Origin of the sequence: Campylobacter sp. US50a (genome assembly GCF_004379015.1) — a bacterium.
Taxonomy (GTDB): domain Bacteria; phylum Campylobacterota; class Campylobacteria; order Campylobacterales; family Campylobacteraceae; genus Campylobacter_D; species Campylobacter_D jejuni.
The window spans coordinates 1-20,760 of the sequence record NZ_RYYJ01000016.1 but is presented as its reverse complement, the minus strand read 5'-3'; the positions used below and the strand labels follow the sequence as shown (position 1 = coordinate 20,760).

Genomic DNA, 20,760 nt, shown 5'->3' with positions numbered 1-20,760 from the left:
TTTATAAAATGGGGGCCAAAAACAACCCCCCCCCCCCCCCGATAAGAAGGTTATTGTTATTTAACATTTGACAATCCATTATATATAGTTTTTAAATCTTTATATTCTTCTATTTGATTATTTTCAATAAGCTGATCTTGAACTTTATTAACGATTTTTTCAATTCCTTGAATTTGTCTAATATAATCTTTTTTTATCTCATTTAAAGTTGTTTTAAGCTCAGCAGATAAAGATAAAATAGCATTATTTTCATTATTGTTATTATCTATAGCTTCTTTCTTTTCATCTATAATAATAGTAGTATTCTCGCTATTATCATTTTTACTTTTAATAATATCCGCGACTTGATATTTTTTTGTTTTATCGAAATTTGTATTATATTCTCTTTCATCAATAATTTCTTGTTCAAATCTTAAATCATCAAAATTAAATCTTCTAATTAAAATTTGACGCATTTCTTTTAAATCTCTAAAACTTCCTTTTCCAACTACTTTAGGATTGATAAGATACATTTTAGTTTGTCTATCTGTTAATTTAAAATATTGTTTTTCGGACTCATTTAAATCCTTTGGATTTAAATGTATTAGTATTTCTTTCTCTATCAAAGTTTTTAAATGATTTGAAATTGCTGGAAGACTAATATCTAATAATTTAGAAAGATCTTTTCTAAAATCACTATTAATAATTATAGTATTTTGATAATTCATAAAACTTAAACAATTAATAAAAAATTTCATTTCATTGCCACTTAAATTATTTAAAACGAATAAATTTTCTGCAAAAAATTTAACAAATTGCTCTCTATTTGTAAATTTTTGAGCAACAACACTATGCCGTGAAGTTTCCATATCTGTTTTTTTATCAATATAATAATGATCTTTCGTTGCTAAAACATTTAAATCTTTCATCAATTTTTAACCTTTAAAACTAAAAATTATATTATTATTGTAATATAATTTTATTAAAAAAATATAAAATTGAATATATAATTTATTATTTTGAAATAATATTTGCTTCATTATGTTCCTTATTTTTGCAAATCTATACACATTATTTTTTATAATTAAAAAATTATACTTTAATTATAAAATTATATTACAATAATAATATAATTTATTATTTTGAAATAATATTTGCTTCATTGCTTAATAATTCTTTTTTTTGATTTAATAAGAATTCAATTTTTTTATCGGTTATTAAGTTATTTTTCTCTAATTCTCTTAAAATTTTTAATTTCTTTTCTTTTTCTTTTTCATTTTTTGCAATTTTATCTATAATTGGTTTAATTTCTTCATTCCAAAATTTTTCAATATAAGAATTTTGATTTTTTACAAAATCATTAAGTTCTGTATAGGCTTCATTAAATCCACTTTTAGACATAGAGCTCCAAACTCCAGCATAAGAATTAGATACAAACAAAAATAAAAAAAATAAAATTATTTTTTTCATACTTTATCTTTTAGTAATAATATTTTTTGCTATATTAATTTTTTCTTTTGTTAATTCTTTTTCATTTGAAGAATTGAAAGCTTTTATAACATCATTAGCTTTAATTTCTTTTATTTTTGAATCATTTTCAATATTAGCAATATTTTCTATATTTGGATTTTCTTTTTTAAAATCTTTTATTTTATTCTCTAAAATTTGAGAAGTTAGATTTATAATTTTTTCATTTTCTAAATTCTTAGCTATTTTTTCAAAATTAACATTTTCTAAACCCTTTTCTTTTAAAACTTCTTTTTCTAAATTAGAATATTTATTTAATTCTTCTTTTAAGTGATTGGCTAAACTTTCTCTTGATAATTTTTCATTCTTCCAAAGTTCCGAAATTAAATTATCAGAATCTAAATTCATTTTTTTAATTTGCAACAAATCTGCTAAAAATGCAAAAAAGCCTTTTTCAACATAAGCGTCATTATCATTAATATCTATTCTATTTTGCTTTAAAATATAAGTTGCATTATCTGCTTTACTTTTATATTCTTTAAATCTAGATATTAAACCATTTGCAATTTTTTTCCCTTTTAAAATTGTTTCTTTATCTAAAATTTCTGGCTCTTTTGCATTAATTTCAATCATTGAATTTATCCTTATTTATTATTTTCTTGTGATTGTATTAAAAAAATAAATAAAAAAAATAAAAGTTTTCTTAAAGTGGGAAATTTTGTTCTAGTTTCAGAAATCTTTTATTTTTCAAATTTTGTTTTTTTGTAAAATTGCGGATGATATTCAAAAAACAATTAAAAAATAAAGGATTCAAATGAAGTATTTAAAAAGTTTTAATACTAAAAATACTAAACAGATTATGTTTTTAATGGCACTTTTCTTTGCTATTCATTTAAATGCAGCTGATGAATTTGCAGAAGCTGCTGAAGCTATTAGAAGTGCAAGTGAAGGTGGAAAAACTATTTTAGGTGCTATTATGTCTTGGGGTTTTTCTGTCGTTTTGCCTCTCGTTGCTATAATAGTTGGTGTAGTTTTGGGATATAAATTTCAATCCAAAAAAGCAGAACAGGATCAATCAACTTTTAAATTATTTGTAATTTTAGCTGGTTGTGCAATAGCTGGATTTTTTGTATATGCGGTTATAGTAATGCTAATTTCTCGTGCATTATATGGAGATTTTAACGAGCTAGCTAACAAAATATATGATTTCTTGAGAAGTGTTAAATGGTAAAAAAAATAGTTTTTATATCAATTGTATTGCTTGCTACAAATTCTTTTGCTAAATGCTATTATGTCCCTTGCAATCAAAATGTTCAAAATGGTAAAGAGCAAACAAAAAATGATTTAAAAACTGCTTTTAATAAAGTAAATAATGAGTTAAAAATAGTGAAAGAAAAATATCAAGATCTCTTAACATCTATTGAAAAAAATAATAAAGAGCTTGATGAAAAAATTGCTTTAACTCGTGAAAAAAATATTAAAAATAAAGAAATATTGTTTTTATTAAAACAAAATATTTCTTTACAATCCAACCAAATTTCAAAAGAAGGATTAGAATAATGGAAAAGCTTTTAAATATTAGAACTACAAAATTTCCTTACTTCTTTTGGAGTTTTAACAAATCACTAAAATGTAAAATTAATTTTAGTGATTTTATATATAAAAATTTAGAACTAAATAATCAATTTGCCTTTAAACCTTTTAATTTTTATCTTTTTTTAATTTTAAAATATGCACCTATATTTATTATTTTTTATTTTGTTTTTAATCAATATGATTTTTATTTTAATACCAGAAATATTATTGCCTATATACTATCTTTTATTTTACTTTTATCAATTAATTTTTTAGAAAATTTACTAAGAAAAGTATTAATTATTTTTTTATTTATAATTGGAATTTTAATATCTTTTTATATTAATGACTTTTTTTTAATGCCTTATACTTTTAAATATTTTATTTTATTTAGCATTTTTTTGCTTATTTACATTGATTTTAAATACAGAATTTTTTCAATTTATAATGAAGAAAATAAAATAATTTCTCATTTTATGATAATGAAAAATCAAATCAAGGATATTTAATGACAAATTTTAAAAAAATATGTTTTTTTACATTGCTTTTACAAAGTTTTGCATTTTCTAAGGATGAACTAGAACCAAAAAATTTTATTGCACCTACTCCAAACGAGTTACAAACTCAAAATAAGTCCGATGGATATGATGATTTAAAAGCCAATGAATTTTATTTAAATTTAAATCCTAAAGAAATTGATTCTATACAGAAAAAAGATCAAGAAATTAAAGAAGCTTTTGATAGATTTTCACAAAAAGAAATAAACTATAAACCTGTAATTAGACCTTTATCGAGCATGGATAGTATTAGTTTACACCCTTATTTTACTTTTACTCTTTTATTGCCACAAGGTAGTATAGTTAGCCATGTAGATTCTAGCTCTCCTATGGCAGTTTTAAAATATGAAAATAATGCAATTTTAATTCGCCCTAATGCAGATTTTAAAATAGCTAATTTAACTATTCTTTATAAATTAAAAGATGTTAATCACATTTTAAATATTTTAGCAACTTTTTATGAAAAAAATGAAGAAATGGATAAATTAAATCTTATTTATTCTTATTCCAATTTAGAAAAATTAGATGATTTAGAGGTTATTCAGGCTTATATTAAAGAATATAATTCTCTTCCAAAAAGAAAATATTCCTATATACAAATTAATGATATTTCTTATCGGATTGTAGAAGATGAAAAATATGGAAATATATTTATTCAAGGAAAAAAATATAGAGTAGATAATAACACTATATATAAATAGACAAGGAATATATATATGCAAAATGAAAGATTAAATTTTTTAGAAAATGAAATTATGGAGTTAAAAATGAAAAATGAAATTATGGAGTTAAAAATAAAAAAAACAAATGAAGAATATGAACAATTAAAAGCTTGCATTCTAGTAATTTGCAATCATGTTCAAAATTTAGAAGAAAAAAATAAAGGAATTTTAGAAAATTTTAAATTTTATAAAAACAAAACAATATTTGAAGAAATAAAAGAACATGGAATTATTAGAAATAATCAATTCAATTTTACATTAAATGAAGATTAAAATTTGAAAGGAAATAAAAATGAAAAAAATTAACATAGATAATATTAAAAATTACTATGAAAAAAATAAAACAAAATCAATAATAATTATTATTGGTATATTTTTCGTTTTATTATTTATTTTTTTAATAGTTACTAATCCAAATAAAAAAACCAATGAATTTGAAGCTAAAAGCATTGAAACACCTATTCAAGCACAAAATGTAGAAAAAAATTCAACTTATGAATTTAAAGAACCTGCTAAAGAAATTCAAAATCAAAACCCACCCAAACTAAATAACCCTTTTGTCCTTGAAGACAAAAAAGATTTAAATATTACAAATAAAAATGTTTCTAAAAAAGAAGAAATTCCTGACATCTCAGATATTTCTTTTGAAGCAATGAAACAAGAAGAAGCTATTAAAAAAATTAGCAAAACTCAAAAACCTAAAGATATGGTTGTTTATTTAAAAGAAATTCAAAAAGATATTACCTTATTAGACAAAACTTTTAAATATGATCTAAAAGAATATCAAATTGGAGATAAATTTTTAGACTGGTATTTAATTGAAGATATTAATAATAACTTCATTCGCTTTAGAGATGAAAATTTGGATTATAGCTATAATCTAAGATTTTTAGGAGATAAAAATGAATAATGAAGTTGCAACTGCAATGGTTTTAACAAATTTAGCTTTAGAATTAAACAATGCTATAAGAAAAGTTCAAAAGTTGCAAAAAGAAATAGATACTATTTATGATGTAATTAATGAACATAATCTCGGATTTGATTTTTTAGAAATTGCTAAAAAACAAAATTTTAACTCAATACTAAGTTACGATAAAACTTTATTATTAAACCAAACAAATATTAAAAGGACTTTATAATGAAAATATCAAATATAAAAAAATCTTTTCTAGCTTTTAGCTTTTTAATTTTATCTTCAACTTCTTACGCTTTTTATGAACCAAATGATAAGAATTTTAAAGATGGCTTTGAAGCTGGTTTAGAAGCTTTAAAATTTCAAGCTCAAATTGATGGTTTTTCTTATAAGAAAATTGAAATCAATAAACCTTATTTAATTGTTTATAATATTGAAAACATTCCATTAAATGAAGCACTATTTTTACAAGTAATTTCATCACGAGAAGGATATGAAAGTCATTTAACAAAAGAATTTATTACTTTTGGAGAATTTGAAAGAGAAATAGATGCTAGAGAAAAAATTAAATCTTTAATTTCAAAATTTAAACTTAATGCAAAAGATTTTAAAATTCAAAAAAATATAAAAGAAATTATTACTTATCCTTATCTTTATAAAAGATTTTATGAAAAATTACTTGATGAAGCTAAAGCATCAGGTGTTATTATTGAAACGAAAATTATTGAAAAAATTCCTATTAAACAAATTAAAAGTTCTAATAAGCCAAAAAGCATTCCTAAAAAATCATACGAAATTTTTACTCTTAATAATACCAAAGCTATGTCTTATTATAGCTTAGGAGGCAGTGAAAAAGATAGTAAAAATTATATAGAAAAAGGGTTTGTTAAAAGTGGAAAAGAATATGAAATTGAAAAAAATATTACAACAAATTCAGGTGAAAAATTTGTAAAAATTGTAGGTGAAAATATTTATTTTTCTATAAAAGATATTACTATTAAAAATAAAAAGGCTAAAAATGAAAAAAATAATTGTTGTAATATGTAATTTATTTTGTGCTTATTCTTTTATAGCTTGCAGTTCAAAGGTTCAAACAAATGATATTCCAAATGATAAAAAATACTTTTTACCAAGTGAAACATCAAACAAAGAAGTAAAAATTGATCCGCAAATTTTAGAAGACTTTAATTTAGCATTAAAGGATTTTTTTAATTATAAAGAAAAAAAGGAAAATGAACAAAATATTTATAAAACAGGCATGAGGTATTTTAATGATTAAAAAAAATTATATTTTATTGTTTTTATTGCCATTAAGTCTTTTTGCTTCAAAAGAATCACAAAGCATTATACAAAGTGCAAGCGAAGGAAGAAAAGTTATTACAGAAAAATCTTTAGACCCTATAAATATTAATAAAAATAGCAATAAAAAATATTATAGTGAAACTATATTAAATTGGAATCGTTATTTTCAAGCTCAAAATCCAAGAGGTGTAGAAATTATTGGCAAAACTGGAGAAAACATTTTAGTCGCAAATATTAAAGAAGAAAATCTAGTTAAAGATACCAATATAACTAACCCTGAAGAATTAGCCGTTGTTAAAGGCTATTGCTTTATAAAAGATGAAATTAATGTTGGAAAACAACCAGCAAGCCTTCGTCTTGATTGTCAAACAAATGTTGGCTCAATAGTAATGTTTGGAAATTTAATCAATTTGAATGAAAAAGCTTCTTTGGTAGTTGATCCAAAATATATAGAAAAAAACGGAGTAAGATTTGAAGTAAAAAGCTCTATTGTAACAAATGAAAAAAAGACTTCATACAATATAGCTACTTTTGTTAATGATAGAATGTTAGCAAAAGTTGGATATGGAGCTTTAAGTCTTGGAAGTGATGAAGTTAAAAATTCAACTAATGAATATTTAAGAGCTTTAGAAGAAAGCAAGAAAAAACAAAACATCAGTTATGTAAATATTTCTGATGGGCAAGGAAATGTTTATCCTCAAGCTATTCAAAATACAAATACTGAAAAACCAGATCCTTTGGACTATTTAATTAAAGGAGCTGTTAATGTAACTGCAAGTGCTGTTAAAGCTTTTGCTGACATAGCAAAAGAAGACTTACCTTATTTGTATCAAATTGTTCCAAAAACAAAAATATGGATTGATTTAAAAGTAAATAAAAAAGGAGAATATGTAAAATGAAATCAAATCATAAATTAAAAATTTGTCTATTTATTTTATTTGGAATTTCAAATAGCCTTTATGCTCAAAATACTAGCACAGAAGATTTTTTCTATCAAAGAGGCTATGAAAATGGTTTTAGCAGTGGTTATGAGCAAGGAGTTAAAGAAGCATTTTTAGCGGCTAAGGATATGTTGAAAAATTATCAAAACGAACTGAAAGCTTATGAAATCGGAAAATATCTTATAAAAAATCAAAATCTTACCTATCCGCAAGTTTGGCAAGAAATTGATGATAATGGTTTAGTGAAACTTAGAGTTTTACCTTCAAAAATTGAAAAAGAAATTAATATAGATGAACTTTTTGCTAAATACGCTTCTATTCCGCAAATAAAACCTAATATTAATCAAAATTTAGAATTAAATATAAATGAAAAAAATAGTGTTCAATTATCTTATAGAGATTCTAATATAAATAAAATGCCACAAAAAGTATCACAACTTGCAAATAAAAAAACTTTATCAGTTGAAAAAAACTCAAGAAATTTAGATATTTTGAAAAAAGCTAATGTTGTTTTTTCTGACGAAGGAACATCTTATCAAGTTTTATTTTTTACAAATACAGAAAAACAAAATTTTTGTGAAGAATTTCAAATTTGTAAATAAAGCGATATGAAATGAAAACAATTAAATTATTATTAAAAATATTTTTTGTTTTAAGTGTTTTTTTTATTGTTTTAATTGGTTGGGCTTATTTTGAATTAAAAGATAATTTTACAGCTTTTGAACAAATACAAAAAAATGTAATGGCTATGAATAATACAGAAATGGTAGAAAAATACAATACTACAGATAAAGAAAAAGTTATTCGCTATTTAATACTTGACTATTTAGAAAAAAATAAAAAATAAAGGAGATAAAATGAAAAAATATTTTTTAGTTTTTAGCTTATTAGCAATAATAAATCTTAATGCCGTTTCATTAGATGATGTAGTTGATAATGTTCTTGGAAAACTTGATAAAAAATTTGATAATATTTTTTCAAATTCTTTATCTCTCTCTGAAACTTGTTTTGATACAAAAATTGATTTTGATACAGATTTTGATATTTGTAAAATTGCTAGTGCAATTGATAAGTTAAAAATAGACTCTTGTTCTTTAATAGGCGGAGAAGGCGGAAAACAAATTGGTTTAAGTGGAGCTAATGCTTTTTGTAATGCAAAAGTTAAAAAATTTTCTGATTATGCTTCAAAACAAGTTAGTGATTTTGCAGAGTATGCGAGTTTAAATGCTGATGATGAAACTAAACAATTTTTGTCTAAACTACCTAATGGACAAGATATGAAAACTTATTTACGAACATGGGATATAAATTCAATAACAAATAAAAATTCTCCAGAAAATCAAGTTTTAGAATATTTAAAACAAGGAAATCAAGAAGTAGTAAATTTATTTATGGATTATGCAAAAAGTAATGGTGCTAAAACTGATCCATCTGAAATTAAAATTGAAGATTTGCAAGCTCCTGCAAATTTAGAAGAATATAAAAAAGGAATTAGTGAAAGCGTTAAAAATTATAAAAAAATATTAAAAGATACTAGTCCAAGTGATATAAGTTCTCTCGTTAGAAGTAAAATTCAAAATGGAAAAGACAATGAAAACAATGAAGATTTAGCTAAAAATCTAGTTCAACAAAACAAAAAACAATTCGACCTTGCAAAAAATATTGAAATAGGACAAGCTTTATCAGCTAGAAAATATGAAAAGATAGCTATTCCTACTCAAGAATATGTTAATGGTATCAGAAGAGATTTAAGACCAGAAATGATTGCCAAAATTAGAAAGCAACAAGCAATTGAAATTGAAACTATATCTCAAATTGAAGAAAAATGGCAAAAAAAATATGAAATCGCAAAGCTTTTAGCAGACAAAGAAGTAATTTTAGCACAAAAATTTGATGAACAAGGTGCAAAAGCTGAAATTGATAAAATCATTCAAGATGCAAATTCGGATAATTCAAATAAAGAAGAGTAAAATGACAATGGAAAACAATAAAGAAAAAAATAATCATTCAAAAAAAGAAATAAGAAAAGAAGAAAATCTTAATTTTAAATGCGAACAATTTTTTGGAAAAAATTGGAAGTATGTAGGTTTATTTATAGGTTTATCGTTACTTATAGTCGCTTATGAAGTTTCAAATATAAGCTCAAGAATGGAAAAACTTGAAAAAGTTGTCGAAGATAATAATGGAAAAGTAGTTCTAACAACTAGTGATGGGAGAGCCTTAAAGGTTACGAAAGAGCCTTTAAGAGCAGAATATTTAAAACAATATGCAATTTCAGTCTATGTAAATAACTTCATTGTTTCAAAATCTCAACTTACTAATAATTTTGAAAAAAATAGTTTTAAAAATTATGGTGAAGTTTTAAAAGGCGTTCCTACCCTTAGAAATATTTTTTATTATTATATTGATTCAAAAGCAGATGATGCAAAAAATATAAAAGTTAATAAAAAAGCTTTAGGCGATTTAATCGCTTATACACAATGGCTTATTTCAGCGGTTGCAGAAGATAAACTTCCAGAATATATTTCAATAAAAGATTATTCTTTGGATAAATATGAATACAATGGAAACAAATATAAGATTGAATTATCTATTAAAGTTATTGCACAAAGTTGGATTATAAGCCAAGGAGCTTATACTCAACAACAAGGAATATTTAAAATTGTTAGTGAAGGAAGTTTTGATTTAAGTAAATCTAATGATATTAATCCTTATGGTTTAAGAATAGAAAGTTTAAAAATTTATCCACTTATAAAATCAAATTCTTCAAATATTTAAAGGAGATAAAATGAATGATGAAATGACTTTAAAAAATAAAGAATTAAGCGACAAACTAGTTCATCTAGTTTTAACTTTACAAAAAGAAGTTAAGGAATTAAGAGAAGATACAGTGGTTAATGCACAGCATTTATCAATATTAAAAAGCAATTCAACGAAAACGATGAATACTTTAAATAATGAAATGATTAATCACATTAATGAAACTAGCGAGATCATCGAAGAAGTAATCGAACAAAGTGAAGAAAATTCTGGTAATAATTATACAAATTTTCTAAAATCTTTATTACAAGAAGATTTTGCTAAAAAACAACACGAAATAATTGAAGAATTAAGAAGAGAGTTGGGAGGCAAAACAAAACCAGTTTATTCTAATGTTAAACAAAATTCTATAATAGTCAATTTATCGTTTTTAATGTCTATGTTATCTTTTGGACTTTTATTGTTTATATGTTTTAAATTTAATATTTTTGCTCAACTTTTTTAGGATATATTGTGAAAAAAAAGCTAGAACAACTTAAAAATAGGACTCAAAAACTTAAGCAAGAAATAAGAGGTATTTATAATGTAAGTTTTAATAATAAAAATTCAACTCTTATAAATACAGATTTAGAACTCATAGAAAATGCTGTTATAGATTATATAATTCATTATATTAAGGGTTTTCATAATATAAAAAGAGATAAAGGCAAAGGTGCAAAACACATTAAATTTCATTTAGAAAAGGGAAGTGAAGGAGAAATTACCCTAGATGAACTTTTAAATTTAGGTAATTCTATAAGAGAATATTTAAAAGTATTCAAAGAGCCTTTTGATGATGGTAGAGGTGGAAAAGTATATGAGTGGCAAAATAATAATGGAGTGCGTTTTAGAATTGCAACAGATAAAATCAAAGGGGAGGGTCTCATCCCGCCACTATCCCCCTCTGATGAAGCAATTATAACCTTTTATTCTGATAGAAATCTTAATAAAGCAATGGAATTTAAAAATCCTAAGGTTAAAGAATATTATGAAAACAAAAATGAAAATAAAAATATTGTAAATCAAATTAAAAAGATAAAAAAATGAAAATAATAATTTTAATGTTTTTAACTTTTAGTTTATCTTTTTGCAATATTAATTCAAAAGAAATAGCAAACGCTTTAAAATATAATGCTTTAAAATACAATATTGATAAAAAAATACTTTATACTATAGCAAAGATTGAAAGTAATTTTAATACAAATGTTATAGCATTTGTAAGTGATAAAAAAGTTAATATCATAGGAAAAAATATTAAAATTAAAAATCTTAATTATAAAAATAAATATTTAATCCAAATTAATTCTGATATTAATACTTTAAAAAAAATAGCCATATTCTTTATACAAAAAGGTTATAAAATAGATGTTGGCTTAATGCAAATTAATTCTCAAAATTTTACCTTACAGGAATTAGACTATATTTTTAATCTTGATTACAATATCTCTAAAGCCGTTGATATTTTGTATCAATGCAAAAACAAATTTAAAAATGTAAAAAATACCATTGAATGCTATAACAAAGGGAATAAATTGGGAAAAAACTATGATTATTATAAAAGATTTTTAAGTCATTATCTTAAAGATTTTGGCTAAATATTATCTTAAATATAATAAAAAATTATATTTAAGATAATATTTATTAATAAGGAAATTTCATGAATATTACATTATTAGCTTTAAGTGGATTAGCATTAGCTGGAACTTATTTTGGATTTAAAAAGAAAGATCCAAATACAAATATAAGCTCTTGCTTTTTTGATAAATTAGCAACACCATTATATACTTTATTTAACGAATATCACAGTAATTCTTTATTGTTAATTGACTCTATTAAAGAAAATTCTATTTTATGCAATACTCCTTATTCCGAACTTTTCGGAATTGAAATCTCTTCTTATTCAACTTTACCAAATTATATAAATTCCAATGAAATTGATTCTTTAATTTCAAATTTGAAAGAAAATAACGATGCTTTTTTTTATTATGTTTTGCAAAAACAAGAAAAATTTCAAAAACAATATATTCTATCATACAACAAAACTTTAATAAAAATTCTAGCTTCATATTTTGGCGTTAATTTATTAAGTGGAGTTGAATTATGCAATATTATTTATAATCAATATTTGCAAAATAATTTTTATGAAGAAGATAAAAAACTTAAAACAGCATTAACTATACAAAAAAACACGGAGTTAAGCGAACCTGAATTTATGATTTTTAAAAGATTAGCAAAACAAGCTATAAGAAAAAATTATAATGATATTGAAATTTTTCAAGGTTTTAGACACTTAGACATAAATCAAGCTAGTATAGAAAAAATATTTAAATTAAATTTTGAAGGATCTATTTGGTTTTATTTTGATATTTCAACTTTGCAAATTGAAAAACATATTGATAAATTAATCAATTATTCTAAATTGCTAGGAGATAAAAAACCTTTTGTAGAATTAAAAAAATCTTATGAAAACAAAGAATATGATTTAGTTGTTGTTAACGCAATAGCTTATTTAAAAAAGTATGATAGTGAAATTATAGGCTCTTTAGGAAGTTATTTAAAAACTTCATTTATTTCCAAAGAATCGTATAAAAGTTCTCATCTTCAAAAAACACCTTTAAAATTTAGAGATAGTGAATTTGATTTTATTGTTAAAGATAGCTTTTTGCATAATTTTATAGCTTCTACTCACAAAAAACAAACTAATACGCCTGATATTTACGGAATTGATAAAAATGGAGCTTTTGTTAATTTTGCTTTTCAAGAAGAAAACTTCAACCCGCACTCTTGTATTATTGCTAAATCAGGTGCAGGAAAATCTGTGGCTAAACAAAAAATTATCTCTCAAATGATAGGTTTAAATTTTGAAAATGGAAAATGTTCCAATTTGGGAAAAAATGGAGTTAATGTAAGAATTAGAAGTTATGATATAGGCTTTTCTGATGAAAAATTAATTAGATTAATAAAGCTAAATCCTGATAATAATATAGCACATATCGCTTCAAATTTTTATGACTTTTCTTACAATCTAGTTGGCTTTATCGATTTTGAAAATAAAGAATTATTCGAAGCTGATTTAACATTTAATACAGATTTGGTTTCTATTATTCTAGAAACGCAAAATTCAGAACCATTAACAAGCAATGAAAGTGGAAATTTTAAATCAATTATAAGAAAAATATATCATACAAAACAATATCAAAGATATAGAGTTAGAGACTTAAAGGATAAAAATAAAGAAGTTTATGAAAAATTAATTAATTTAAATTATTTGGAATCTACTTTTTTGCAAGATATTAAAGAAAAAGAATTTAATTTTCTAAAAACTCCTTTACTAATAGATGTAATTAAATTTGCAAATAAAGAAGGACAAAATCAACAAATTAAAGAAAATGAGAGACAAGATTATTTAAATTTAGCTAGAAAATTAGATGGTATAGATAAATTAGAAATTTTTTCTGATTTTGATAAAATTGATATTAGCGATGTTGATTTTTTATCCATGGATTTAAATAATTTTAAAGAAAGTTCTTTATTTACTCCAATATTTTTATCTATATTCCAAAAAACTTATTTAAAAGATAGAGAGTATGCACTATTAAGAAAAAACCAAGGATTAGACTTTCCTAAAATTTTTTATGCTATAGAAGAAGCTAGAAATTATTTTAGAGTAAATTATTTTACAACTATGTTTGAAAAGATAGCTTTCGAATCTAGAAAATACGGCGTTCATTTATGTTTTATCGTTCAAGATGCTGATCATATTCCAAAAAGAATATTAAAAAATTTAGATACAAGAATTTTTATGCTATCTCCTTTGAAAAAATTAGAAGCAATTAATGAAGCTAAAGAAAATTTTGATATTCCAAAAAATGTAGAAATAGCATTAACAAATACAGAAGAACATGAAATGTGCTTTTGGTATTCAAAAGGAATTTTCCACATGAAATTTGATATTCCAGAAAATGAAATGAAAATTTTTACAACAAATCCTGATGATATTAAAAAAGAAAACGAACAGGAAGATAAGAAATGATAGTATCTATTTTTTTTATTATATTAGCTTTTATATTTTATAAAAAGTCAAAAACAGATATTTTAAATCAATTTATCTATGAAAATTTTTCTTATGTAATTGGTTTGGTTTCATTTATATGTTTTACATTTTTTATTGCTGATGATTCAAAACCTGAAAAAAGTTTATACTATTTAATTTTAATACCATTTTTAATTTTAATGCTTAAATATATTAAAAAAAGAATTAAAGTTAAAGGACTTGATATTATAGCAAACCAGCAGAGATATTTTGATGAGGTTGACTCTAAAATGATTGATGAATTTTATAAAAATAGAAGAATAATAAAAAGAGATAGAATTGAAGTATCAGTCAATGAAAATTCAAAAAAACTAATGAAAAACGGTTATATAGTTCCTGAATTTTTTATAAATTATAAAAATATGGAATTAACAAAAATTGAAAATTTAAATGAAATTGAGAATTATAAAATTCATAATATTATTTTCAAAAAAGCACAAAATTTTATTAAACAACAAGAAATTAATATTAATTATGAAAATAAATTAAAAGAAAATAATAATTGTTTGGAATTCTTTCTATTAGATTTATGGGAAAATTATACTTCAAGATTTAATATAGGAGTAGCAAATTTAGATATTTTAGCTAAAAATGAAAAAGAAATTGAATTTTTAGGAGCTGTTGATCTAGTTCATTTAAATTGTATCAAAAGAAAAGGTGCTGTAATTTATTATAAGTATTTAGAACATAAAAATAGAGTTAAGGAATATTTAAAAGGAGAGCATAATGATAATCCTACAAATGATAAAATTTTCGATGAAAGCTATGCTTTAGAAAATGATAGCGATAAGACAATATACAAAGGTTAAAAAATGATTATTAGATTTTTTATTATTTTATATATTCTAAGTCAAACACTTAACGCTTGTGTTTGCTCATCACAAATTAATTCTTCTTACAATGATTATAAAAATTATATTATCACAAGATTATCAAAACAAGAAGAAGTATTAAAAATATTACAAAAAAGTATCGAAACAAACAAAAACACAATAATAACTCAGATTAATATAATTGAAAAAAACAATAAAATTTTAAGTAATGATTTATTAGAAATAAATAGAAAAATATTTGAATTTAAAAAACAAAATGAAATGAGGTAAAAATGGAATATATTGACGCTCAAGTTCAGCATATAAAACCACAAAGAATGAATATATTGGAATATTTGAGAAAAAATAATGATTTTATTTTATTTTTAAATAGCTTAGTTTATTTAAATATAATATTTTTAATAATTATGTCTTTTTATAAAAATAATTCTAATATTCTTGTTTTTGTTATTATCGTTTCCATTTTAACAGCTTTTATTGCAGTAAATTTATCAATGTGCGAAGAAGAAAAAGATGAAAAAGAAGCTATTATACCAAATGAAAAAAATAAAGATTATCTTATTTCTTTAGGAACTGAAGTAAAAAAATTTTATGGCGATGCTGTTAAAAGCGGAAAAAAGAAAAATAATAAAATTCGTCCTTTATTAATTAATGCCGAAACAATGAAAAGACACTTTTTGGTTATGGCTACTATTGGTGCAGGAAAATCGGTTTTAATGAAAGGACTTATAGAACAATATGTGAAACTAGGTGGCGGATGTTTTATAATAGATGGAAAAGGAACGGTTGAATTTGCAAAAGAAATTTATGGACTTGTAGCAAGTTTAGGTAGAGAAGATGATTTTGTTCATTTAAATTTATTAGACATGGATAATACTCATACTATTAATCCGTTATTAAGTGGAGGAGCTTTAGCTATATACGAAATTTTAATAGCTTTACTAATTGGCGAAGAAAATGAATGGAAAGAAAAACAAAAAGAATTTATGAAAAATGTTTTAAAACTTATGGTTTACAAAAGAGATAATGAAAAAGATTTTATTTTTGATTTTTCAGCTTTAACAAATATGATGAGTTTAGCTAGTTTATTAAAATACGCTATAGAATATAAAGATTTAGCAAAAAACAATATAGGTTTAATGGATTATGTGAAATATGTTTCGACAACAATTGAAGTTGATATTAATGATTTTTTAAATGGTGATAAAAACGATAAAAACTGGATAGATGAAATGTATAAAAAAATTAATCCACAAAACTCAGGACAAGGAGTTTATGATGTAAGCGTTTGTGTTGGAGCATGGAGAAATGTTTTAACAAATTTAAGTTCTGATTATGGAAAAATTTTTAATGCTCCAAATCCTGATATTTCTTTATGGGAAGCAACTCAAAGAAACAAAATCATTTTTGTAACTTTACCAACTATGGACTCTGATACCACTCCTAAAGAACTTGGAAGATTGTTTTTAGGATTAATTAAAGGTGTTGCAGCTCAAAAAGCAAAATTTGCAAAAGAACCAAAAATTCCATTTGCATTTTTTGGTGATGAATTTGGCTCTTACGCTATAGAAGGTTTTGGAAGACTAGAATCTAAATCTCGTTCTCTAGGTATTTCAATTATGCCAATATTTCAATCATTAGCACAAATTGATGTTATAGCAAAAGCTGAATATGAAAAAAAAGAAATTATAGATGTAACAGGAGTGCATATTATTATGAAAACTCTTCATCCAGAAACCACAGAGTTTTATCAAAAAATGGTAGATAAGATTAAAGTTATGAAAAGAAAATTTACAAAAAGAAGAGAATTTGCTAAAGGGGAAGGAAGCATAGAAGATTCTTATGACTTTGAAGAAAAACCTGCTTTCGAACATAATGAAGTTGCAAACATGAATAACGGTGAGATGATGGTATTTGCGAATGGAAAATTACACAGAGCTATAGCCCAAGCGGAAAGCTCTTTACTTACTTTAGGAAAAAAAGTTACTTATGAAGGAATGAGCGACAAAAAAATTCCATTAACTCAATATATAAATAAAAGACAATTTATTAAAGAAGCTTATAGAATTTTAAAAGAACTAAAAGTTTAATTATGAAAATAAGAAATAGTAACTTTAGAATAATTTCCTACATTCTAAAGTTACTATGATATTCACAAATCTATATCATTTTTATTTTTTAATTCTTCATTTTCTTTTTCAAATTCTTTTATATATTTAACCACAGTTAGATAATTCAAATTAGTATCATCACATAAAGTTTTAATATCTATTTTTCCATTTGAATAATATTTTTCTTTAAATAATGAATTAAGAGCATTAAAAACAATTCTTTTATTTTTACTAGCTCTATTTTTATTAAAAATTTTTAATCTTTTAATTCTTTTATCTTCAAATTCTATTTTATTTTCTTTTTCAATTGAAATTAATTGAAAATCAATTTTAAAAATACTTTGTGCCTTGCATTTATAGCATGTCAAAATTATCTCATTATTACAATTTAAATCTATTAAAATATGATTAGTTTGTTTAGCTGCTTTTATTGATTTAAGTTTATTTTGAAATAAGCAATTTTGACAAGTCCATATAATCTTATACATTTATCTTTTTTTCAAAAACCTTTTTTAGTAAGCCAGTCATCTAAAGCTAAATTAATAACATAATTTTGGGACTCAACTCTGCTTCCTTTCTCGGAAATATATTTAATTAATCTCTTATATAAATTATATTCCATTATTATTAATTTACTCTTTTTTAATTTAGCTTCATAACTAGTTTCACCTCTAGCTTCTTCAATAAATTTTCTTTCTAATTTATCGTTTAAATCTTTTTCTTTCTTTTCTTTTTCAACAAAATCAATTTTTTTAAATGGATTTGTTTTTGACATTTTAATCTCCTTATAATTAATTTTTACAATATTCTAAAATTTCACTATAAAAAGTTTCTATTTCTTCTTTAGCTTTATTTTTTTCTTTTAATTCTATAACACTCAAACCATCATAAACTGCATTTCTATAACTTTCTCTTTCAAAAATTATAGTTTCTGCTATTTTAACATTATCAGGAATATCTTTCTCATTTAAATATTCTTTTAAATTTTTAATTTTTTCTTTCAAAAATGGATTTGGAGAAGCTCTATTAATAAAAATTAAAACTTTTAATTTATCGTTAATAACACTTGCTTCTTTAATGATCTCAAGCATTTTATTTAAAACAGCTAAATCATAACCACTCGCAATAGTTGGAATTAAAATTAAATCACTTACTACAAAAGCTTGACGCATTTCTTTACTATCACGCCCTCCAGTATCAATAATAATACTATCATATTTTTCTTTTAATTTAATAACCTCTTGACTTAAAGAACTACCTATTTTTGACATAGAACTAAAAGGCAACTCCAAGTCATTATTGACCCTATAATCAATAAATGTTTCAACACTTCTTTGTGGATCAGCATCAACTAACATTAAATCTATACCTTCAAAAGCCAATTTAAAAGCCAAATTAGTTGCAATAGTTGTTTTTCCACTTCCACCTTTTTCATTTGCAATAGAAATAATCATTTTGTTTTCTCCTTACTTTAAGTTTTATATTATATAGTATTATATAGTATTATATTATATTATATTATAAAATTTTTACTCCTTAACTTCTAATAAATCCGCATTTTCATGTATATTACCTATGATTTCGATATTTGCAATATCTTTCATAAAGCATTGAAGTTCTTTATTTTTCAATATTCTAAAACCAAGAAAATTATCAATTCCTACACAACCTATGCTTACTTTTTTAGGTAATTTTTTAATCATACCTTTATCCAGAAGCTCATGTTTAAATATATAAACATATTTAATAATATCCCCTTCATAAATCTTATTTCCGTTCTTATCAAAATAACCAGTCCATAGCTCGATTTCATAATCTATAGTAGGTTTTTCATAGGTTAATTGATTAAATACGCTAGTTATAAAACCTAACGACTCTATTATACTTCCTGCTTCATAGGTTTTAGAATTATTGTTCCATATCCTGAAATCAAAATTTTGTAGTTTCATTATCTCTCCATACCCTATAACAATACTAACTTTATAAGTTCGCTAATTTCCATTGTTTACCCTCTTCTAACAGTTCTGGATTTTCGTGAATATTGCCAACAACACTCATGTTTTTATCTGAAACAAGCATTTTTAACAAATTGATACCACCAGAATTTCTTTTTCTGTAAAGGTTTCCATTATAGTCTTTACCATAAAGGATTATTTCAGACATTTTATAAGTGTCATCTCTAGTAATATAAAAAATCTCTTCAGTCAGTTCATTCATGAGAATATCATTTTCATAGATTTTATTTCCATTTTTATCAAAATAGCCTGTAAATAATTCTATGGAAAACGCATTTTCATTATTAAAATATTCCTTATTTTTCCAATCATATGGGTTATCTACTGAAAATCCTACGTGGTCATAATTCTCTATGATACGATTACAGTTACTAGCATCGTTATGTTCGGTATTTTCAATATATAAACCGTGCGGTGTTTTAATATACTTCTTTTCAATATTATCCCAAATTCTAAAATCAAAATCTTTTAATTTCACTGTTTCTCCTTTGTATAATTATTTATTTATCCATAGAACTAAAAACCAAAATAACATAAATTGTCCCAAAAACTTTTGGCTTAATTGTTAATGTTCCATAATTCATTTTAATTCTCCGATTTATAATTTATGAAATTGCGTGAAATAAATACCAGTAGCTTTTAAATCTTTTTTTATTTGATTAGAAATAAGATGATAAACAACTTCAAAATCTGTTTTTTTCCAAAAATATCTACTATAATCTACTAAACAACTGCCTGTTATAATTTTATCCTCTTTATTTGCCTTATAACTACAAAAATAATAAACCTTGACTTTAAATAAATCTAATATTTTCATTTTAGCAACTCCGCGTTTTCGTGGATATTGCCGATGATTTCAACACAGTCCTTTATGTAACATATTCCTAAAAAGGTTACACAATACTCATGAGAAGCTTGAGAAGCTTGAGAAGCTTTCCTATTTATAACCTTAAATATCCCATTATGGTATTGGACAAAGCCCTTTTCTACTTTATTGTAGTCTAGTTGTATACGGAGTATGTCACCTTCATATATCTTTGTATCATTTTTGTCATGGAATCCTGTAAAGAGTTCCACCTCAACATCAGCACTATCACCATACTGATACAATGGGTAATCATGTCCACTACAATCATCTGCAACATCTAGAACTTTTTCATAGCTGTCTAAGCCCTTCTCATCCTTAACTATAGCAAGGTAAGTGTTCTTAGGTTGTAAATACTCCTCAATATTGTAACTCCAAATCCTAAAATCAAAATCTTTTAATTTCATTTTTTCTCCTTTTATTCCAAAGATAATTAGTATTATATTATATTATATTATATTATATTATATTATATTATATTATATTATATTATATTATATTATATTATATAATATTATATAATATTATATAGTATTATATATAAAAATAAACTTAAATAAAAAATTATAATTGAATTATAACAAAATG

30 protein-coding genes are annotated in these 20,760 nt (G+C 23.2%); 20 read left to right on the top strand and 10 right to left on the bottom strand.

From position 1 onward, the window contains the following. Positions 1-56: 56 nt before the first annotated feature. The 3 genes from ELQ11_RS08865 to ELQ11_RS08855 form a co-directional block, all read right to left on the bottom strand. Positions 57-911 (bottom strand): hypothetical protein, encoded by an 855-nt coding sequence (locus tag ELQ11_RS08865; protein ID WP_148123991.1) that lies wholly within the window; start codon positions 909-911, stop codon positions 57-59. Positions 912-1,116: 205 nt separating this feature from the next. After that, positions 1,117-1,449: a hypothetical protein gene (locus ELQ11_RS08860; RefSeq protein ID WP_134225278.1), complete on the bottom strand. Its 333-nt coding sequence runs from the start codon at positions 1,447-1,449 to the stop codon at positions 1,117-1,119. A 3-nt stretch (positions 1,450-1,452) separates the two neighbouring features. After that, a complete protein-coding gene (locus tag ELQ11_RS08855; protein ID WP_134225277.1) occupies positions 1,453-2,079 on the bottom strand; it encodes a hypothetical protein in 627 nt (208 codons plus the stop codon). 181 nt (positions 2,080-2,260) lie between these two features. Between ELQ11_RS08855 and ELQ11_RS08850 the strand changes: the two genes are divergently transcribed. From ELQ11_RS08850 to ELQ11_RS08755, 20 genes are all read left to right on the top strand, one after another. Next, a complete protein-coding gene (locus tag ELQ11_RS08850) occupies positions 2,261-2,677 on the top strand; it encodes a hypothetical protein (protein ID WP_134225276.1) in 417 nt (138 codons plus the stop codon). After that, the gene (locus ELQ11_RS08845) at positions 2,671-3,006 is read left to right on the top strand and encodes a hypothetical protein (RefSeq protein ID WP_134225275.1); all 336 of its coding nucleotides are present in this window, start codon (positions 2,671-2,673) and stop codon (positions 3,004-3,006) included. Before ELQ11_RS08850 ends, ELQ11_RS08845 begins: the two co-directional genes overlap by 7 nt. Positions 3,007-3,529: 523 nt before the next feature. Further along, on the top strand, positions 3,530-4,279 hold the full coding sequence (locus ELQ11_RS08840; RefSeq protein ID WP_070273909.1) for a hypothetical protein: 750 nt from the start codon (positions 3,530-3,532) through the stop codon (positions 4,277-4,279). A 15-nt stretch (positions 4,280-4,294) separates the two neighbouring features. Continuing rightward, positions 4,295-4,573, top strand: a complete 279-nt coding sequence (locus tag ELQ11_RS08835; RefSeq protein ID WP_134225274.1) for a hypothetical protein — start codon at positions 4,295-4,297, stop codon at positions 4,571-4,573. A 19-nt stretch (positions 4,574-4,592) separates the two neighbouring features. Beyond that, the gene (locus tag ELQ11_RS08830; protein WP_134225273.1) at positions 4,593-5,210 is read left to right on the top strand and encodes a hypothetical protein; all 618 of its coding nucleotides are present in this window, start codon (positions 4,593-4,595) and stop codon (positions 5,208-5,210) included. Then, complete coding sequence (locus ELQ11_RS08825; RefSeq protein ID WP_134225272.1) at positions 5,203-5,439, top strand: hypothetical protein; 237 nt, start codon at positions 5,203-5,205, stop codon at positions 5,437-5,439. Before ELQ11_RS08830 ends, ELQ11_RS08825 begins: the two co-directional genes overlap by 8 nt. Next, positions 5,439-6,260 carry a hypothetical protein gene (locus ELQ11_RS08820; RefSeq protein ID WP_070273905.1) on the top strand — a complete coding sequence of 274 codons (822 nt, stop codon included), beginning with the start codon at positions 5,439-5,441 and terminating at the stop codon, positions 6,258-6,260. The genes ELQ11_RS08825 and ELQ11_RS08820 overlap by 1 nt, the downstream gene beginning before the upstream one ends. Beyond that, on the top strand, positions 6,232-6,492 hold the full coding sequence (locus ELQ11_RS08815; protein WP_070273904.1) for a hypothetical protein: 261 nt from the start codon (positions 6,232-6,234) through the stop codon (positions 6,490-6,492). Before ELQ11_RS08820 ends, ELQ11_RS08815 begins: the two co-directional genes overlap by 29 nt. Beyond that, the gene (locus tag ELQ11_RS08810) at positions 6,485-7,414 is read left to right on the top strand and encodes a hypothetical protein (protein WP_070273903.1); all 930 of its coding nucleotides are present in this window, start codon (positions 6,485-6,487) and stop codon (positions 7,412-7,414) included. Before ELQ11_RS08815 ends, ELQ11_RS08810 begins: the two co-directional genes overlap by 8 nt. Further along, complete coding sequence (locus ELQ11_RS08805; RefSeq protein WP_070273902.1) at positions 7,411-8,058, top strand: hypothetical protein; 648 nt, start codon at positions 7,411-7,413, stop codon at positions 8,056-8,058. Before ELQ11_RS08810 ends, ELQ11_RS08805 begins: the two co-directional genes overlap by 4 nt. A gap of 11 nt (positions 8,059-8,069) precedes the next feature. Next, positions 8,070-8,303: a hypothetical protein gene (locus ELQ11_RS08800; RefSeq protein ID WP_070273901.1), complete on the top strand. Its 234-nt coding sequence runs from the start codon at positions 8,070-8,072 to the stop codon at positions 8,301-8,303. A gap of 10 nt (positions 8,304-8,313) precedes the next feature. Continuing rightward, positions 8,314-9,426 carry a hypothetical protein gene (locus ELQ11_RS08795; protein WP_070273900.1) on the top strand — a complete coding sequence of 371 codons (1,113 nt, stop codon included), beginning with the start codon at positions 8,314-8,316 and terminating at the stop codon, positions 9,424-9,426. Position 9,427: 1 nt separating this feature from the next. Further along, the gene (locus ELQ11_RS08790) at positions 9,428-10,234 is read left to right on the top strand and encodes a hypothetical protein (RefSeq protein ID WP_126231988.1); all 807 of its coding nucleotides are present in this window, start codon (positions 9,428-9,430) and stop codon (positions 10,232-10,234) included. Positions 10,235-10,244: 10 nt separating this feature from the next. After that, on the top strand, positions 10,245-10,721 hold the full coding sequence (locus ELQ11_RS08785) for a hypothetical protein (RefSeq protein ID WP_070273898.1): 477 nt from the start codon (positions 10,245-10,247) through the stop codon (positions 10,719-10,721). 8 nt (positions 10,722-10,729) lie between these two features. Beyond that, positions 10,730-11,302, top strand: a complete 573-nt coding sequence (locus ELQ11_RS08780) for a hypothetical protein (RefSeq protein WP_079861687.1) — start codon at positions 10,730-10,732, stop codon at positions 11,300-11,302. Beyond that, positions 11,299-11,850 (top strand): transglycosylase SLT domain-containing protein, encoded by a 552-nt coding sequence (locus tag ELQ11_RS08775; RefSeq protein ID WP_070273897.1) that lies wholly within the window; start codon positions 11,299-11,301, stop codon positions 11,848-11,850. Before ELQ11_RS08780 ends, ELQ11_RS08775 begins: the two co-directional genes overlap by 4 nt. 62 nt (positions 11,851-11,912) lie before the next feature. Next, positions 11,913-14,288: an ATP-binding protein gene (locus tag ELQ11_RS08770; RefSeq protein ID WP_134225271.1), complete on the top strand. Its 2,376-nt coding sequence runs from the start codon at positions 11,913-11,915 to the stop codon at positions 14,286-14,288. Then, positions 14,285-15,157, top strand: a complete 873-nt coding sequence (locus ELQ11_RS08765; RefSeq protein WP_134225270.1) for a hypothetical protein — start codon at positions 14,285-14,287, stop codon at positions 15,155-15,157. The genes ELQ11_RS08770 and ELQ11_RS08765 overlap by 4 nt, the downstream gene beginning before the upstream one ends. Before the next feature lie 3 nt (positions 15,158-15,160). Beyond that, positions 15,161-15,451, top strand: a complete 291-nt coding sequence (locus tag ELQ11_RS08760) for a hypothetical protein (protein WP_070273894.1) — start codon at positions 15,161-15,163, stop codon at positions 15,449-15,451. Positions 15,452-15,453: 2 nt separating this feature from the next. Continuing rightward, entirely contained in the window at positions 15,454-17,271 is a 1,818-nt protein-coding gene (locus ELQ11_RS08755) for a TraM recognition domain-containing protein (protein WP_134225269.1), read from the top strand. A gap of 62 nt (positions 17,272-17,333) precedes the next feature. On the opposite strand, the gene ELQ11_RS08750 is transcribed toward ELQ11_RS08755, so the two are convergent. From ELQ11_RS08750 to ELQ11_RS08720, 7 genes are all read right to left on the bottom strand, one after another. Then, positions 17,334-17,780, bottom strand: coding sequence for a hypothetical protein (locus ELQ11_RS08750; protein WP_070273892.1), 447 nt, complete (start codon positions 17,778-17,780; stop codon positions 17,334-17,336). A gap of 11 nt (positions 17,781-17,791) precedes the next feature. Beyond that, positions 17,792-18,067 (bottom strand): hypothetical protein, encoded by a 276-nt coding sequence (locus tag ELQ11_RS08745; protein ID WP_070273891.1) that lies wholly within the window; start codon positions 18,065-18,067, stop codon positions 17,792-17,794. A gap of 16 nt (positions 18,068-18,083) precedes the next feature. Then, a complete protein-coding gene (locus ELQ11_RS08740; RefSeq protein WP_070273890.1) occupies positions 18,084-18,746 on the bottom strand; it encodes an AAA family ATPase in 663 nt (220 codons plus the stop codon). Between the two features lie 75 nt (positions 18,747-18,821). Further along, entirely contained in the window at positions 18,822-19,241 is a 420-nt protein-coding gene (locus ELQ11_RS08735; RefSeq protein WP_134225268.1) for a YopX family protein, read from the bottom strand. A gap of 31 nt (positions 19,242-19,272) precedes the next feature. Further along, entirely contained in the window at positions 19,273-19,785 is a 513-nt protein-coding gene (locus tag ELQ11_RS08730; protein ID WP_070275218.1) for a YopX family protein, read from the bottom strand. 120 nt (positions 19,786-19,905) lie between these two features. Continuing rightward, on the bottom strand, positions 19,906-20,124 hold the full coding sequence (locus tag ELQ11_RS08725) for a hypothetical protein (RefSeq protein ID WP_052773979.1): 219 nt from the start codon (positions 20,122-20,124) through the stop codon (positions 19,906-19,908). Further along, the gene (locus ELQ11_RS08720; protein WP_134225267.1) at positions 20,121-20,579 is read right to left on the bottom strand and encodes a YopX family protein; all 459 of its coding nucleotides are present in this window, start codon (positions 20,577-20,579) and stop codon (positions 20,121-20,123) included. Before ELQ11_RS08720 ends, ELQ11_RS08725 begins: the two co-directional genes overlap by 4 nt. Positions 20,580-20,760: the final 181 nt, after the last annotated feature.